15 protein-coding genes are annotated in these 15,177 nt (G+C 77.5%); 4 read left to right on the forward strand and 11 right to left on the reverse strand.

Annotated features, from left to right (window positions below):
* A partial coding sequence (locus ACYVOF_RS01605) for a hypothetical protein (RefSeq protein WP_460863676.1) occupies positions 1-228 on the forward strand: 228 nt, incomplete at its 5' end.
* Positions 229-256: 28 nt separating this feature from the next.
* Here the strand turns inward: ACYVOF_RS01605 and ACYVOF_RS01610 are convergent.
* Together ACYVOF_RS01610 and ACYVOF_RS01615 are read right to left on the reverse strand one after the other, a co-directional pair.
* A complete protein-coding gene (locus ACYVOF_RS01610) occupies positions 257-2,119 on the reverse strand; it encodes a DUF2339 domain-containing protein (RefSeq protein ID WP_460863677.1) in 1,863 nt (620 codons plus the stop codon).
* A 61-nt stretch (positions 2,120-2,180) separates the two neighbouring features.
* Positions 2,181-3,719 carry a fatty acyl-CoA synthetase gene (locus tag ACYVOF_RS01615; protein WP_460863679.1) on the reverse strand — a complete coding sequence of 513 codons (1,539 nt, stop codon included), beginning with the start codon at positions 3,717-3,719 and terminating at the stop codon, positions 2,181-2,183.
* Between the two features lie 39 nt (positions 3,720-3,758).
* Here ACYVOF_RS01615 and ACYVOF_RS01620 point away from each other — a divergent pair, with 39 nt between their 5' ends.
* Together ACYVOF_RS01620 and ACYVOF_RS01625 are read left to right on the forward strand one after the other, a co-directional pair.
* Entirely contained in the window at positions 3,759-5,858 is a 2,100-nt protein-coding gene (locus tag ACYVOF_RS01620; RefSeq protein WP_460863681.1) for a prolyl oligopeptidase family serine peptidase, read from the forward strand.
* 2 nt (positions 5,859-5,860) lie between these two features.
* A complete protein-coding gene (locus ACYVOF_RS01625) occupies positions 5,861-6,043 on the forward strand; it encodes a hypothetical protein (protein ID WP_460863682.1) in 183 nt (60 codons plus the stop codon).
* A gap of 10 nt (positions 6,044-6,053) precedes the next feature.
* On the opposite strand, the gene ACYVOF_RS01630 is transcribed toward ACYVOF_RS01625, so the two are convergent.
* Together ACYVOF_RS01630 and macS are read right to left on the reverse strand one after the other, a co-directional pair.
* The gene (locus ACYVOF_RS01630) at positions 6,054-6,692 is read right to left on the reverse strand and encodes a response regulator (protein ID WP_460864080.1); all 639 of its coding nucleotides are present in this window, start codon (positions 6,690-6,692) and stop codon (positions 6,054-6,056) included.
* Between the two features lie 22 nt (positions 6,693-6,714).
* Positions 6,715-7,911 carry a MacS family sensor histidine kinase gene (gene macS / locus ACYVOF_RS01635; protein WP_460863684.1) on the reverse strand — a complete coding sequence of 399 codons (1,197 nt, stop codon included), beginning with the start codon at positions 7,909-7,911 and terminating at the stop codon, positions 6,715-6,717.
* 36 nt (positions 7,912-7,947) lie between these two features.
* On the opposite strand from macS, the gene ACYVOF_RS01640 reads away from it, so the two are divergent.
* Positions 7,948-8,715 carry an SDR family NAD(P)-dependent oxidoreductase gene (locus ACYVOF_RS01640; RefSeq protein WP_460863686.1) on the forward strand — a complete coding sequence of 256 codons (768 nt, stop codon included), beginning with the start codon at positions 7,948-7,950 and terminating at the stop codon, positions 8,713-8,715.
* A 4-nt stretch (positions 8,716-8,719) separates the two neighbouring features.
* Here the strand turns inward: ACYVOF_RS01640 and ACYVOF_RS01645 are convergent, their stop codons facing one another.
* The 7 genes from ACYVOF_RS01645 to ACYVOF_RS01675 form a co-directional block, all read right to left on the reverse strand.
* Positions 8,720-9,949: an AI-2E family transporter gene (locus ACYVOF_RS01645; protein WP_460863687.1), complete on the reverse strand. Its 1,230-nt coding sequence runs from the start codon at positions 9,947-9,949 to the stop codon at positions 8,720-8,722.
* A 56-nt stretch (positions 9,950-10,005) separates the two neighbouring features.
* Positions 10,006-11,232 carry a sensor domain-containing phosphodiesterase gene (locus tag ACYVOF_RS01650; protein WP_460863689.1) on the reverse strand — a complete coding sequence of 409 codons (1,227 nt, stop codon included), beginning with the start codon at positions 11,230-11,232 and terminating at the stop codon, positions 10,006-10,008.
* An 82-nt stretch (positions 11,233-11,314) separates the two neighbouring features.
* Positions 11,315-12,496 carry a lytic transglycosylase domain-containing protein gene (locus ACYVOF_RS01655; protein WP_460863690.1) on the reverse strand — a complete coding sequence of 394 codons (1,182 nt, stop codon included), beginning with the start codon at positions 12,494-12,496 and terminating at the stop codon, positions 11,315-11,317.
* 268 nt (positions 12,497-12,764) lie between these two features.
* A complete protein-coding gene (locus ACYVOF_RS01660; protein WP_460863692.1) occupies positions 12,765-12,920 on the reverse strand; it encodes a hypothetical protein in 156 nt (51 codons plus the stop codon).
* Between the two features lie 169 nt (positions 12,921-13,089).
* Positions 13,090-13,740, reverse strand: a complete 651-nt coding sequence (locus tag ACYVOF_RS01665; RefSeq protein ID WP_460863694.1) for a methyltransferase domain-containing protein — start codon at positions 13,738-13,740, stop codon at positions 13,090-13,092.
* The gene (locus tag ACYVOF_RS01670) at positions 13,737-14,441 is read right to left on the reverse strand and encodes a TIGR04282 family arsenosugar biosynthesis glycosyltransferase (protein WP_460863695.1); all 705 of its coding nucleotides are present in this window, start codon (positions 14,439-14,441) and stop codon (positions 13,737-13,739) included. The genes ACYVOF_RS01665 and ACYVOF_RS01670 overlap by 4 nt, the downstream gene beginning before the upstream one ends.
* Entirely contained in the window at positions 14,438-15,100 is a 663-nt protein-coding gene (locus tag ACYVOF_RS01675; protein WP_460863697.1) for a glycosyltransferase family 2 protein, read from the reverse strand. Before ACYVOF_RS01675 ends, ACYVOF_RS01670 begins: the two co-directional genes overlap by 4 nt.
* Positions 15,101-15,177 lie beyond the last annotated feature (77 nt).

The following is a 15,177-nucleotide window of genomic DNA, read 5'->3' on the forward strand; positions in this document are numbered from 1 at the left end:
GGGGTCGGGGCCCGCGACGGCGCCGCGCTGTGGGTGGCCCCCGAGCACGTCGAGCGTCCCCGGCCGGCGGAGCGGGAGCGCCCGGTGGCGGACGCTCCCCCGACCCCAGCCCCTCCTGCGCCGGAGCCCCCGCCCGCCGACGACGCCGGACCGGCCGGGGCCGACGCCGCCGCGGGTCGGCACCGGGCCAGCCCGGACAAGCCGTCGTTCATGTACCGCCACCGCTAGACCTGGCGGCCGCGGGGCTCCGCGACCATCACCCGCGGGGCTCCGCCTCGCCGAGCATCCGGGCGTAACGGGTACCCGCGGTGAGCAGCAGCAGCCCGACGACCAGGAACGCCACCACCCGGTAGAGGCCGTCCAGGGCGGCGAGGTCGAACAGCAGCAGCTTGGCCACCGCCGCCGCGGCCAGCACCAGGCCCGCCACCCGGGCGGTGGTCGCGCCCGGGCCGCGGCGAAGACCCACCGCGAGCAGGCCGAGGGCGGTCGCGGTCCAGCTCACCGTGGCGGCGGTGTGGCCGAGGACGAACCCGTCGCGGCCGAGCACCAGGACGGCGGCGGAGACGAGCGCCCCGGTGAGCCCGAGCAGCGCGGCCACCCCGGTGACGACCCACACCGGGCGCAGGTCGCGCACCAGCCGGGAGTGGCGGACCTCCGCGGCCAGCGCCACCGCCGTCACGGTGAGCAGCAGGCCGGCCGCCAAGGACGCCACCCCGAGCGGTCCGCCCGCGCGGACCAGGGCCGCGGGGGGCAGCACCTGCAGCGCGGCGAGGGCGCCGGCCCCGGCGAACCCGGCGCCGACCCGCAGCAGGCCGGGCGAGCGCAGCCGGTGCGCCGCACCGAGGAGCACCAGGGCCTCCCCCAGCAGCAGGGCGGGCCGGCTCGCACCGTCCACCGCGAGCAGCGACGCCTGCAGCGCGGCCAGCGCCGCGGTGCTCCCGACGACGAGCCGGGCCGGGCCGGTCAGCCACCGCACCGTGGCCAGGACGAGCAGCAGCACCGCGGTCAGCCCGGCGGCGAGCAGCGCGCCGGTGAACCGCTCGGTGACCAGCGCGACGGCGAGCACGGGCACGGCGGACCCGACGAGCGCCGGGGTGGCGAGCGGGTCGGCGGGCCGGACGCGCTGGGTGGCCACCGCGGCCGCCAGCCCGACGAGGGAGACGGCGACCGCGGCCGCCACCGCCTGGGTGAGCGGCAGGTCCCCGGCCTGGGCGCGCAGCGCGGTGACGAGCGCGGCGAGCAGCGGCCCCACGGCGGCGAGCACCGGGAGCACCCGCCAGCCGCGGCGCAGCACCGACGGCAGCACGGCGGCCTGCAGCACGAGGAGGAACCCGACGGTGAGCAGGTCGACCCGGCCGGCGACGACGGGGCCGAGCACGGCCGCCCCGCCCACGGCGAGCAGGGCCAGAGGCTCGGCCGCCCACCGGTCGGCCAGCGCCACCCCACCCGCCGCGACGGCCAGGCTGAGGGCGAGGCCGGCCGCCGCGGGCAGCCAGCCGTACCCGGCCGTGGCCGCGACGACGTCGAGGTGCAGCCCGGCGAGACCGGTCCCGGCCAGCGCGACGGCGCCGACCCGGCCACCGGCGCGGCCGCGGACCCGCGCGCCGAGGCCGACGAGCACCCCGGCCAGCCCCGCGCCGCCGACGACGCGGGGCACGGGGCCGAGGTAGCCGCGCTGCACGGCCAGGACGAGCAGCAGGACGACGCCGAGCAGGGTCACCACCGAGCCGGCGACGGCCAGCACGCGGCTGGCCGCACCCTCGCGCTGCCACCACGGCGGCCGCGGCGGGGCGGGCGGCCGAGCGCCGGTGTGTCGCGCTGTCGGCGGGGTTCCGGGCCGCCACACACCGGCGCTCGGCGGGCTCAGCCGGGGCGGGCGCGGCTGCGGCGGGAGGGGCTGGGGCGGCTGCGGCGGTAGGCGCCGGGGCGGCCGCGGCGGGACGGGGTGCTGCTGCGCCGGCGGGGGGACGGGCCGGGGCGCCGCGGGACGGGCCGGCGCCGGGTGGGGCGGGGCGGGGGTGGCGGCGCGCAGCTCGAGGCCCACCTGGTGCAGGCGGGCGCCGAGGGCGAGGACCTCGGCGGACAGCTCGGCGACGCTGCGGGGCTGGGTGCTGGTCATGGCGACCAGCCTGCTCGGCGCGACCCCCGGCCGTCGTGAGTAGCGCTACCCGGATCCCGCGTCAGGTCAGCTGGTCGCGCAGCACCCGCTTGAGCAGCTTCCCGCTCTGGTTGCGGGGCAGCTCGTCGACCAGGTGCACCGCCTTGGGCACCTTGAACGGGGCCAGCCGCCCCTTGACGTGCGCGACCAGCGCAGCCTCGTCGACGTCGGCGTCCGGGCGCAGCACGACGACCGCGGTCACCGCCTCGATCCACCGCTCGTCCGGGGTCCCGATGACCGCGACCTCGGCGACCCCGGGGTGGGTGTACAGCGCGTCCTCGACCTCGCGGGAGGCGACCATGACCCCGCCGGTGTTGATGGCGTCCTTGATGCGGTCGACCACGGTGATGAATCCGACGGCGTCGCGGCGCACCAGGTCCCCGGAGTGGAACCACCCGTCGACGAACGCCCCGGCGGTGGCGCCCGGGTCGTCCCAGTACCCGGTGCACAGCTGCGGCGAGCGGTACAGCAGCTCCCCGGGCTCGTCGGGCGCCACGTCGAGCGCCGGGTCGTCCACCGCCACCACCCGGGTCTCAACGAACAGCACGGCGCGGCCGCAGCTCTCGGGCCGCTCGGCGTGCTCGGCGGGGCCCAGCACGGTGGCGAGCGGGCCGATCTCGGACTGGCCGAAGCAGTTGTAGAACGCCAGCCCGGGCAGCCGCTGCTGCAACCGCGCCAGCACCGGCCCCGGCATGATCGACGCCCCGTAGAAGGCCTTGCGCAGGCTGGACAGGTCGCGGGTGGCCAGGTCCGGGTGGTTGGCCAGCGGCACCCACACCGTCGGGGCGAGGAACAGCGCCCCCACCCGGTCGGCCTCGATGCGCCGCATCACCTCCGGCACGTCCGGGCGCGGCAGCAGCGCGTTCGTCGCCCCCACCGCGAGGTAGGGCATGAGGAACACGTGCATCCCGGCGGAGTGGTAGAGCGGCATGCAGTGCAGCGGGTCGTCGTCGGCACGGCAGTCCAGCGCGACCACGGTGGAGACGTACTCGTGGACCAGCGCCCGGTGGGTCATCATGGCGCCCTTGGGCTTCGACGTGGTGCCCGAGGTGTAGAGCAGCTGCACCAGGTCGGTGTCGGCGACGGCCACGTCGAGCGCGGGCAGCTCCCCGGCCGACCACGCCTCGAGCACCGCGCCCGCCTCGCCGTGCAGGGCCAGCACCTGCTCCACCGCGGTGCCCGCGCGGACCGCCTCGACCCCGGCCCGCAGGTCCGGGTCGACCAGCGCCACCCGCGCCCCGGAGTGGGAGAGCAGGTAGGCCAGCTCGTCGCCGGTGAGCGCGTAGTTCACCGGGACGTGGACCAGCCCGGCGCGGGCGCAGCCGAGGTAGGCCAGCAGGTAGGCGTCGGAGTTGGCGCCCACGGTGGCCACCCGGTCACCCGCGTCGAGGCCCAGGGAGAGCAGGTGCGCAGCCGCGCGGCTCACCGCGTCGTCGAGCGCGGCGTAGGTCCAGCGGCGGTCGGCGAAGGTCAGCGCCACCGCGTCGGGGCTGCGGCCGGCGCTGCGCCGCAGGACGCCGTCGACGGTGCTGGAGCGGGGGTCGGCACTGGGCGTGAGCACGGTCACAGCCTAGCCAGCCGGGCGGGCCGCTCGGCCGGGGTGGACGATCGGGTCGTGGACGACGAGGCGGACCCGTACCTGTGGCTGGAGGACGTCACCGGGGAGGCGGCGCTGGACTGGGTGCGGGAGCGCAACGCCCGCACCGAGGCCCGGTTCACCACCGACGACGGCTTCGCCGAGCTGCGGGCGAGCCTGCTCGAGGTCCTCGACACCGACGCCCGCATCCCGTGGCCCCGGCCCCGCGGCGAGCACCTCTACAACGTGTGGCGCGACGCCGCGCACCCGCGCGGGGTGTGGCGCCGGACCACCCGGGAGTCGTTCGCGGCCGCCGGCACCTCGGGCACCGGGTGGGACGTGCTGCTCGACCTCGACGCGGTGGCCGCCGCGGAGGACGAGAGCTGGGTGTGGGGCGGGGCGGTGGTGCTGCGGCCCGAGCAGGACCGGGCGCTGGTCACCCTGTCGCGCGGCGGGTCCGACGCCGCCGTCGTCCGGGAGTACTCGATCACCGACCGCGCCTGGGTGGCCGACGGCTTCGTCCTCCCCGAGGCCAAGTCCGACGTCGGCTGGGTCGACGCCGACACGGTCCTCGTCGGCACCGACCTCGGCGAGGGCTCGCTGACCACGTCGGGCTACCCGCGCACCGTCCGGCGCTGGCGGCGCGGCACGCCGGTCGCCGACGCCCCGGTGGTGTTCGCCGGGGAGGCCACCGACGTGGCGGTCTCGGGCTGGCACGACCGCACCCCCGGCTTCGAGCGGACCTTCGTCGCCCGCGCCACCGACTTCTACAACTCCGAGCTGTCGATCCTCACCGACACCGGTCCCGAGGCGGGCGGCACCCCGGTCCGCCTGGACGTCCCCACCGACGCCGACACCGCCGTGCACCGGGAGTGGCTCACCGTCCGGCTCACCACCGACTGGGAGGTCGGGGGCACCACCCACCCGGCGGGCGCCCTGCTGGCGACCCACCTCGAGACGTTCCTCGCCGGCGACCGGACGTTCCACACCGTGTTCACCCCGGGCGACCGCACCGCCCTGCACCAGCACACCTGGACCGAGCACCACCTGCTGCTCGTGGTGCTGGACGACGTCCGCCCCAGCGTGCACGTGGCCACCCCGGGCCCGGACGGGTTCACCGTCACCCCCGTCGAGGGACTGCCCGAGCTGGTCTCGCTCGAGGTCGTCGGCACCGACCCGCTGCCCGCCGCCGACGGGGGGAGCGGGGACGAGTACCTCCTCTCCGCCAGCGGCTACCTCACCCCGCCGACCCTGCAGCGCGGGGTGGCCGGGGGTGAACGCCCGGTGGTGCTGGCGAGCGCACCGGCCCTGTTCGACGCGACCGGGCTCGAGGTCACCCAGCACCACGCCACCTCGCTCGACGGCACGCAGGTGCCCTACGTCGTGGTCGGCCGGCCCGGGTCCGAGCCGGGCCCCGGCCCCGGCCCTACGCTCCTGTACGGCTACGGCGGGTTCGAGGTCTCCCTGCTGCCCGCCTACAGCGCCGTGCGGGGCCGAGCGTGGCTGGAGCGCGGCGGCACCTACGTGGTGGCCAACCTGCGCGGGGGCGGCGAGCTGGGCCCGGGCTGGCACACCCAGGTCCTCGGGGCCGGACGGCACAGGGTGCACGAGGACGTCGCCGCCGTGGCCCGTGACCTCGTGGCGCGCGGGGTGAGCACGCCCGACCGGCTCGGGGTGCAGGGCGGCAGCAACGGCGGCCTGCTCACGGGCATCGTGGCCACGAAGTACCCGGAGCTGGTGGGCGCCGTGGTGTGCCAGGTGCCGCTGCTGGACATGCGCCGCTACCACCTGCTGCTGGCGGGGGCGTCGTGGATGGCCGAGTACGGCGACCCGGACGACCCGGAGCAGTGGGCGCACATCGCCGAGTACTCCCCGTACCAGAACGCCCGGCCCGGCACGGCGTACCCGCCGCTGCTGGTGACCACCTCGACCCGCGACGACCGGGTGCACCCGGGCCACGCCCGGAAGTTCGTGGCGCGGCTGGAGTCCCAGGGCGCGGACGTGTCCTACTTCGAGAACATCGAGGGCGGCCACGGGGGCGCGGCGGACAACGCGCAGCTCGCGTTCACGAACGCGCTGGCCCACCGGTTCCTGTGGTCGGTGCTGGACCCGGGGCGGGGCTGAGGGTGGCCCGCGGCGAGCACCCGCAGCGCACGGCGTTCTACGGCGTCGTGCTCGTCGCGGCCGCCCTGGTGAGCAGCACGGTCGCCACTTACCACGGCCCGGAGTGGCTGCGCTGGACCGTCTACGCCGTCTCGCTGCCCGCCGCCCTGGTGGGTGCGGTGATGAGCCTGCGCGACCTGTCCTGACCGTCCGCGCTCAGCCGTCCAGCCCGTGCTCGATGGCGTAGCGGGTCAGCTCGACCCGGTTGGCCAGCTGCAGCTTGCGCAGCGTCGACTGCACGTGGTTCTCCACGGTGCGGTGGCTGATGACGAGCTTGGCCGCGACCTGCTTGGCGCTCATCCCCTTGGCCACGTGGCGCAGCACCTCGGTCTCGCGCTCGGTCAGCGTCGGCAGCTCGGGCTCGCCCCGGGCCGGCGCGGGGGTGGCCGACATGCGGCGGTACTCCCCCAGCACGAGCCCGGCCAGGCCCGGGGTGAACACCGCCTGCCCGGCCGCGGTGGCCCGCACCGCCCGCTCCAGCTCCTCGGCCGAGGCGCTCTTCACCAGGTAGCCCGACGCCCCCGCCTTGACCGCCTCGAGCACGTCGGACTGCTCGCCGGACGCGGAGAGCACCAGCACGCGGGTCGCCGGGGAGCGGGCCAGCACTGCCCGCGTGGCGTCGACGCCGGAGCCGTCGCCGAGCTGCAGGTCCATCAGCACCACGTCGGGGGTGACGGCGCGGGCGATCCGCTCGGCGGCCGCGACCCCGTCCGCGGTGGCGACCACGTCGAACCCGCGGGCGGCGAGGTCGCGGGCCACCCCGTCGCGCCACATCGGGTGGTCGTCGACCACCATCACCCGCACCGGGCCGTCCTGCTCAGCCACGCCGTCCCCCCGTCCCTCGCGGCACCCGGACCTCCCACTCCGTGCCCAGCCCCGGCGCCGTGTCGAGCAGGGCCTCCCCGCCCAGCTCGGCCACCCGGCCCCGGATCGAGCGTGCGACCCCCATCCTGCCCTCCCCCTCGGCCGTGGCGAGACGACCCTCGGGGATGCCGACGCCGTCGTCGCGCACGCTGAGCACGACGTGGTCGCCGAGGTCCTCGAGCAGGACGTAGGCGTGCGCCCCGGCCCCGGCGTGCACCGCGGTGTTCGTCAGCGCGGTGCGGGCCACCGCCGCGAGCTCGGTCGCGACGTGCCCGGGCAGGGGCACGGCCGTCGACGGCACCGACACCGAGGCCGACGCGCTGGCCTGGGCCTGCAGCAGCGGCCGCAGGTCGACCTCGGCGCCGCCCGCGGCGTCGGCGTCGGCCGGCCCGGCGGAGACCAGGGCGCGCAGCGCGACCTCCTGCTCCCCCGCCAGCCGGGCGAGGTCGGCGGCACCGCCGCCCATCGCGCTGCCCTGCCTGCTGATGAAGCTCAACGCCTGCAGCACGCTGTCGTGCACCTCGCGGCCGAGGCGCTCCCGCTCGGCGGCGGCGGCGCTGGTGCGCAGCGCCCGCTCCAGGGCCCGGCGCGAGCGCCGGGCGGCCACCGCCGACACCCCCAGCACCACCCCGACGCACAGCAGGATCGTGGTGTCGCGGGCCAGGTCGGTGTCGACGTAGCCGCGCACCAGCCCGCTCTCCGCCGAGACCACGGCCGCCACCCCGAACCCCCACCAGGGCCCGGCGAGCACGGCCACCGCGACCACCGCCCCGGCCACCCACACCGTGGTCACCAGGGGTCGGCCGGCGTCGAGCGCGGCGGTGCTGAGCACGAGCCGGTTGCCCGCCAGCAGCACCGCGGACACGGCCACGTCGGCCGCCACCACGGCGGGGGTGCGGCCCCACCCGGCGGTGAACCCGACCCCGGTGAGCACGGTCCACCCCGTCATCACCCCCACCAGCACCCAGCTCAGCGCGGGCCGGGCGTAGCCGTCGGAGAACGCGAGCTGCACGCCCAGGGCGAAGCCGAGGGTGAGCACCCGGAACACCACCGCGCCCCGCCACAGCGGGGCCGTGGGGTCGTCCGCCTCGCCCCGACCGGCGACGGCGCGCGCCGCCCGGGTGAGGACACCAGCCGACGACGCGGTCACCGGGCCCATGGTGCCGCACCGGGGCACGATCGGGACGTGACCGACCCGAGCAGCCCGTCCCCCGCAGGCACCACCACCGCCCCCGGCCTGGCCCTCGTCACCGGGGCCAGCCGGGGCCTGGGCCACCGGGTGGCGCGCGACCTGGCCGGGCTGGGGGCGACGGTGGCCTGCCTGGCCCGCGACCCCGCCGCGCTCGAGGCCGCGGTGGCCGGCATGGTCGACGACGGGCTCGACGCGGTCGCCCTGGCCTGCGACCTCGCCGACCCCGACGCGGTGGCCGCGCTCGGCCCGCGGCTCGAGGCGCTCGGCGAGGTCGACGTCCTCGTGCACGCCGCGGCGGTCATGGCCGAGCGGACCACCAAGACGCTGCGCACGTCGCCGCAGGAGTGGCGGCGCGTCCTGGCCGTCGACCTCGACGCCCCGTTCCTGCTCACCCGGCTCGTCGGGCCCGGCATGGCGGCGCGGCGGCGCGGGCGGGTGGTGCACTACAGCGCCTGCCTGGGGCGGATGTCCGGGCCCGGCACGGCGGGCGGGCTGGCCCCCTACCGCGTGGCCAAGGCCGGGGTGAACGCCCTGGTCCGCAACCTCGCCCACGAGACCGGGCACGGCGCGCGGGGCCTGCTCGTCGACGCGGTGTGCCCGGGGCACTGCGCCACGGACATGGGCGGGCCGCAGGCGCCGCGCACCGTCGAGCAGGGCGCCGACACCGCGGTGTGGCTGGCCACCCGCGCGGCGACGGACGACGAGGGTGCCCCGGCAGAGACGGGACGGCTGTGGGAGGACCGCCGGGTCGTCCCCTGGTGACCGGCTAGCGGCGGGCCTGCTCGCGCTCGCGCTCCGCGGCCTCGACCCCGGCCTCGCTGAGGTCGCCGGGCGAGGCGGGCGGCTCGGCGGCCTCGCCGGTGTGGCCGGGGGTGGCGTGGTCGACGTCGGTGACGTCGACGACGGGCGGGTCGGGCGGGTCGTCGGGGTGCTGCAGCGACCGCACGGCCGCGTTGAGGAAGGCCACCGCGGGCACGATGAGCAGCGCGCCGACGATGCCGCCGAGGACCAGCCCGGTCGCGATGGAGACGACCACCGCCAGCGGGTGCAGCTTGACGGCGCGGCCCATGAGGAACGGCTGCAGCACGTGGCTCTCCACCTGCATGACCACCAGCACCACGCCGAGCACGATGAGGGCGACGACGAACCCGTTGGCGACCAGGGCCACCAGCACGGCGACCAGGCCGGTGACGACGGCGCCGACGATGGGCACGAACGCGCCGAGGAACACCAGCGCCGCGAGCGGCAGCGCCAGCGGCACCCCCAGCACGGCGAGGCCGATCCCGATGCCGACCGCGTCGACCGCGGCCACGGCGACGGTGGCGCGGACGTAGCCGACGAGGGAGGCGAAGCCGCGCTGACCCGCCACGTCGATGTCGTCGCGCACGTCACGGGGGACGACGCGGATGAGGAAGCTCCAGATGCCGCGGCCGTCGTGCAGGAAGAAGATCAGCGTGAACAGGGCCAGCAGCGCCGCGGAGACCCCCTCGCTGACGCTGGCCGCGGTGGCGAACGCGCTGCTGGTGAGCGCCTCCTGGTTGCTGCGGATGGCCTGGACCAGGGAGTCGCTGGCCTGGGTGAGCTGGTCGGGGCTCAGCCCGAGCGGGCCGTTGATGAGGTAGTCCCGGATCGACTCGATGCTGGCCGTGACCTGGTTCTCCAGCTCGGGCAGGCCGTTGGCGAAGGCCCGGACGACGAAGCCGAGCACCCCGGCCACGAGCAGCAGCCCGCCGACCATCACCAGGCCGGTGGCCAGGCCGCGGGGCACGCGGTGGCGCTGCAGCCAGCCGACCCCCGGGGTGAGCAGGGCCGAGGCGAGCAGGGCCAGGCCGATGGGGACCACGACGACGAACAGCAGCCCGACGAGCTGGAACAGCCCGAGCACGAGCGCGGCCACCAGCAGCAGCCGCCACGCCCAGGACGCGGCCACCCGCACCGGCCAGCTGACCGCGGCCGCGCTCGAGGCACGCGGGTCGGAGCGGTCGGCGGTCGTCACAGCAGGAGCGTAGCCACGCGGGGGGTGCGGGGCCGGACGGCCGGAGCCGGGCCCCGCTACCGCCGGTGCGGCAGCTCGGCGGCGGGCACGGCCGCGGAGTACAGGTAGCCCTGCGCCGAGCGGCACCCCAGCTCGCGGCAGCGGCGGGCCTGCTCCCGTGTCTCGACGCCCTCGACCACCGTGTCCAGGTCGAGGTCGCCGGCCAGCCGCGCGACGGCCCCGACCACCACCGCGCCCTCGCGGGTGGTGACCGACGCGGTCACGGCCCGGTCGAGCTTGACGCCGTCGACCGGCAGCGCGAGCAGCTGCTCCAACGAGGACCACGCCGTGCCGAAGTCGTCGAGCACCACCCGGAAGCCCGCCTCGCGCAGCTGCCGGACCGCCGCGGGCCCGTCGACCCCCGGGGGCAGCGCGATGCTCTCGGTGAGCTCGAGGGTGACCCGCCCCGGGGGCGCCGACCGGCGCCGCGCCTCCGCGACGTAGCGGGCCAGCGAGCGGGGGTTGGCGAGGTGGTGGGCGGAGACGTTCACGCTCAGGCCCACCCCGGGCTCGGCCTCCCACCAGCGCACGGCCTCGTCGAGGGCGGCCCCGAACACGGCGAGGTCCAGGTCGACGACGAGGTCGCTGTCCTCGGCGTGGGGCACGAAGCGGGCCGGGGGCAGCACGCCGAGCCGGGGGTGGTGCCACCGGGCGAGGGCCTCGTACCCGGTCACGGCGTCGGTGGCCAGGTCCACCACCGGCTGGAACCACGGGACCACCTGGCCGGCGTCGATCGCGGCGGCCAGGTCGCGCGACGTCGTCGCGGCCAGCTGGCCCCCGGCGGTGCCCGTCCGTCGCAGCAGGTCCAGCTGCTCCTCCACGACCAGGCCGAACTGGGCCAGCCGGGCCACCTCGTCCGGGGTGACGTGCCGGGGGGCGGTGTCCATCAGGCACAAGGTGCCGACGACGACGCCCTCCCGGCCGGTCAGCGGCACGCCCACGTAGCAGCCGAACTCGTCGTGGGTCACCGCGCCCGCGGTCAGGTCGTCCAGGGTGACGGCCCGCCCGCTGTCGAGGACCAGCCGGCACAGCGCCTCGGAGCGGGCGACGTCCTCGTACTCGCGCGGGCCGACGCTGGTCAACGTGTGCTGGGTGTCCTGGTCGAGGATGTTGACCTGGCCGATGGGGAAGCCGAGGAGGTCCGCGGCCAGCGCGAGCGTGGTGTGCAGGGCGGAGCGGGTGCGCGCCACCGTGAGGTAGCTGCGGGCGGACTCGTCCTGCCTGCTGCCCTCGCTGCGCCTCACCCGCGGCCTCCTCCCGCTCCACCGTGGGTCACGACGGTAACGCCCCGTGTTCGGTCGCGCGCCACCGACCGGGGCCGCTCGCTCAGGCGGGCGGCAGTTCCCGGTAGCCGGGGGCGAGCCGGGCCAGGTCGGGCACCAGGCACAGGCCGGGGTTCGCGGGCACGGCCCGGGTGGCCCCGTCGGGGGCGGCCGGGTCGACCGGCATGACCGTGTCCGCCCCGCACACCGGCAGCCCGAGCGGGCCGGCCAGCCAGCGGGACGTGGCCGCGGGGGTGGTGGTCGGCGCGGGGGTCGTCGTGGTCGTGGCCGGCGGCGGGGTCGTCGTGGTCGTGGCCGGCGGCGGGGTGGTGCTCGTCGGCGCGGCCGGGGTCGTCGTCGGGACCGCCGGCGTGGTCGGCGCGGCGGGGGTGGCGCTCGGCGCGGCGGGGGTGCTCGGCGCGGCCGTCGCGGGGGCGGGCACCGGCCCGAGCTCGGACGCGGTCGGCTCGACCCCGCGGGCGTAGGCGGCCGACCAGGCCAGCACGTTGCTCACGTAGGCGTCGGAGTTGTTGTAGCGGTACACCGCGGTGCGGGCCTGCGCCGGGTCGGCGACGTCGAGCCCGCCCGAGCACAGGTAGCGGCCGGCCCCCAGGGCGGCGTCGTAGACGTTGTTCGGGTCGACGACGCCGTCGCCGTTGCCGTCGGCGCCGTAGACCGCCCACGTGCCGGGGATGAACTGCATGGGCCCGACGGCCCGGTCGTAGGTGGTGTTGCCGTCCAGCCGGCCGCCGTCGGTGTCGCGGACGACCCCGTCACCGGGGTTGGCGCCGTCGAGCACCGGGCCGAGGATCGGGCCCAGGGTGGTGCCGGCCGCGTCGACCCGGCCGCCGGAGGCGTGCCCGGACTCGATGCGCCCGATGCCGGCGAGCAGGTTCCACGTCATGTGGCAGCCGGGGGTGGAGGCAGCGAGCTCGTCGGCGACCTTCCGGTAGGCCACGAGCACCGCACCCGGGATGCCCAACGGCCCCGACGGCAGCTCGAGCAGCGCGCCCGGGGGGACCACCGCGCCCGGCAGCCCGGCGACCGACCCGGTGGCGCCCGACGCGGCGAGCGCGGCGGGCACGGCCGCGACCGGGCGCTGCAGCCCCTTGGCCTGGGCCGCGTAGGCCACCGCCGAGTCGTCCGGGGCGCTCGCGGTCACCGGGGACGGCGCCGGGGTCGACGGGGCCTGCCCGGGCTCGGCGACGGACTGCGTGCCCGACGCCAGCGCCGACACGACGAGCATCCCGAACCCGACCACGACGGGGCGGCGCAGCGCCCTCCGGCGCGACCGACCACGACCCTTCGACCCCACGTACGCCCCCTGCCTCGGCACCACCTGTGACCCCGGCCACTGCGGTCACGGGCGCGACCGTACCCGCCGGTAGCGAAGATCACACCAGGTCCCCCCGCACTGGTCCCGGGGACGTCCGGACCCCGGCGCAGCACGACGGCCCCGGGCTGAGCCCGGGGCCGTCGTGGTGGTCAGCGCGCTGCTCGCGCGCGTGCGGGGGTCAGCCGCGGACGCGCCGCGCACGGCGGGAGGAGACCGCACCGAGGAGAGCGCCGACGATGCCCGCGCCGGCAGCCGGGGCGGTGCCGCCGGGAGCGCTGAGCGAGAACGTCAGGGTGCGGTGGGAGGAGTGCAGGGTCGAGCCGGTGCGCGTCACGAGGGTTCCTTAGTACAGCCACGAAGGTCGTGGGGTCGGTGTCTGGCCTGTGCCCGCCGGCCGCGGTCGCGACCCTCGAGCACGACTCGACCCTACGCCGGGTCACGGTCCGGTGTCGATGATCGACTTGCTTCTCGACCGGTGACCTGAGCCACCACGTCGGGGCAGGTCAGCCGTGCTCGAGGGTGGCCACGACGACGCCGGCCACCTCGGCCAGGTCGACGACGGCCAGGCCCGACTCGTGGGCGACCCGGCCCACCGTGTCCGGACCCACCTGCGCCCAGGGGAACCACTCGCCGACGGCGTGCTCGGTCTCGATCCGCACGTCCCCGGTCCAGGTGTGCTGGGCCAGCTCGGCCACGACCCGACCGCCGGGGGCGAGCAGGGTCGCGGCACGGCGCAGCAGGCGCACCGGGTCACCGCCGATGCCGATGTTGCCGTCGGCCAGCAGCACCCGGTCCCAGCTGCCGTCCCGCAGGGCCGGGCCGTGGACGTCGCCCTGCACGGCGCGACCGCCCCGGGCCAGGGTGTGGGCCACCGCGACGGCGGAGGAGTCGATGCCGAGGGCGACCTCGCCGCGGGCGTGCAGCTCCGCGACGAGGCGGCCGGGCCCGCAGCCCAGGTCCAGCGTCGCGCCCGAGCAGCGGGCCAGCAGGGCCAGGTCGCGCGCGCGGTCGGTGGGCGAGGAGTGCTCGCCGCCCAGCCAGCGGCGCACGGGCAGGTCGTGGCGGCGGCCCTGACGGTCGCTGACCCAGCAGGGCAGGCCGGCGAGCGCGCGCTCGAAGACGTCGTCGAAGCCGATCCCGATGGTCGCGGTCACGAGCGCACCCCCACCCCGACGGGCAGGGCGGCCACGGCCGCCGCGAACCGGCCACCCGGGGCCAGCGCGGCCACCGGGGCCAGGTCGGCCGGGGTGTCGACGTCGCGCAGCACCGGCAGGTCGGCCACCCGGGCACCGGCCCGCAGCAGCGACGCCCGCGTCTCCGCACCCGTCTCCGGGTGCGACATGGGCACGTCCACCAGCCCGACGGCCAGCTCCGGGCCCCGGACCCCGAGGGCCCACCAGCCGCCGTCCTCGGCCGCGCCGAGCACGGCGTCGGTGCCCGGCTCGAGCAGCGCGCGGCACGCCTGCTCGAGCATGCCGGTGCCCGCCTGCGGCGTGTCCATCCCCACCTGCAGCACGGCCGCGGCGGGGTCGGTGGCGGCGGCGGCGTCGGCGTGGGCCGCGGCCAGTCGCTCGCCCAGGCCCTCGCCCCGCTGGGGCACGACGGTGCAGCGGTCCAGGCGGGCGCGCACCTCGTCGGCGCGCACCGCGTCCTCGAGCCGGCCCGTCAGGGCCACGACGCGGTGGGCGACGGGGGTCGCGAGCACCGCGTCGAGGGTGTCGAGCAGCGACGCCGCGGCGATGCCGGCCGCGTCAGCGGCGCTGAGCTCGCTGGTGAGCCGGGTCTTCACCTGGCCCGGCACCGGGGCCTTGGCGACGACGAGCAGGGTGACGGGCAGCACGGGCGCGGCGCTCACGCGAGCGCCCGGCCGAAGTCGCGCACCGCGCGGTAGGTGCCGCGCACCGACCCGGAGACCTTGGAGCGGCCCGCGGTGCGGGGGGCGTAGGTGACGTCGCGCTCGACGACCGTCCAGCCGGCCGCGGCCGCCTTGACGAGCAGCTCGAGCGGGTAGCCGGAGCGCCGGTCGGTGACGTCGAGGTCGAGCAGGGCCTGGCGGCGGACCGCGCGCACGGCGCCGATGTCGTGGACGGCCAGGCGGTGGGCCCGGCGCAGCCGCGCGGCGATCAGCGCGTTGCCCAGCCGGGCGTGCACCGGCCAGCCCGCCCCGGCGACGGGGCGGCGGCGGCCGACGGCGAGGTCGGCGCCCGCGTCGAGGTCGCCGACGAGGGCGGGCAGCTCGGCCGGGTCCATCGAGCCGTCCCCGTCGAGCACGCACACCACCTCGGTGCGGGCGGCGACGACGCCGGCGTGCACGGCCGAGCCGTAACCGGGCACGGCCTCGTGGACCACCGTGGCGCCGAGGCGGCGGGCCACGGCGGCGGTGTCGTCGGTGGAGCCGTTGTCGACCACGACCACCTCGTAGCCCGCGGGCACCGCCGCGAGCACCCCCGGCAGCGAGCCGGCCTCGTCGAGGCAGGGCAGCACCACGCTGACGCGGGCGGGGACGGAGGACATGTGGGGTGTTCGCTCCGGGACCCCTGCGGGGTTCGGGTGGGGGGTCACGGGCCCGAGTGTGCTGGAGGCGGGCACGA

The organism is Rhodococcus aerolatus (assembly GCF_054783215.1).

Bases quoted from the DNA above. Each gene is read 5' to 3' on its own strand.
- ACYVOF_RS01610 (WP_460863677.1), bottom strand. From the start codon at position 2,119: ATGACCAGCACCCAGCCCCGCAGCGTCGCCGAGCTGTCCGCCGAGGTC.
- ACYVOF_RS01655 (WP_460863690.1), bottom strand. From the start codon at position 12,496: ATGCTCGTCGTGTCGGCGCTGGCGTCGGGCACGCAGTCCGTCGCCGAG.
- ACYVOF_RS01630 (WP_460864080.1), bottom strand. From the start codon at position 6,692: ATGGTGGTCGACGACCACCCGATGTGGCGCGACGGGGTGGCCCGCGAC.
- ACYVOF_RS01675 (WP_460863697.1), bottom strand. From the start codon at position 15,100: ATGTCCTCCGTCCCCGCCCGCGTCAGCGTGGTGCTGCCCTGCCTCGAC.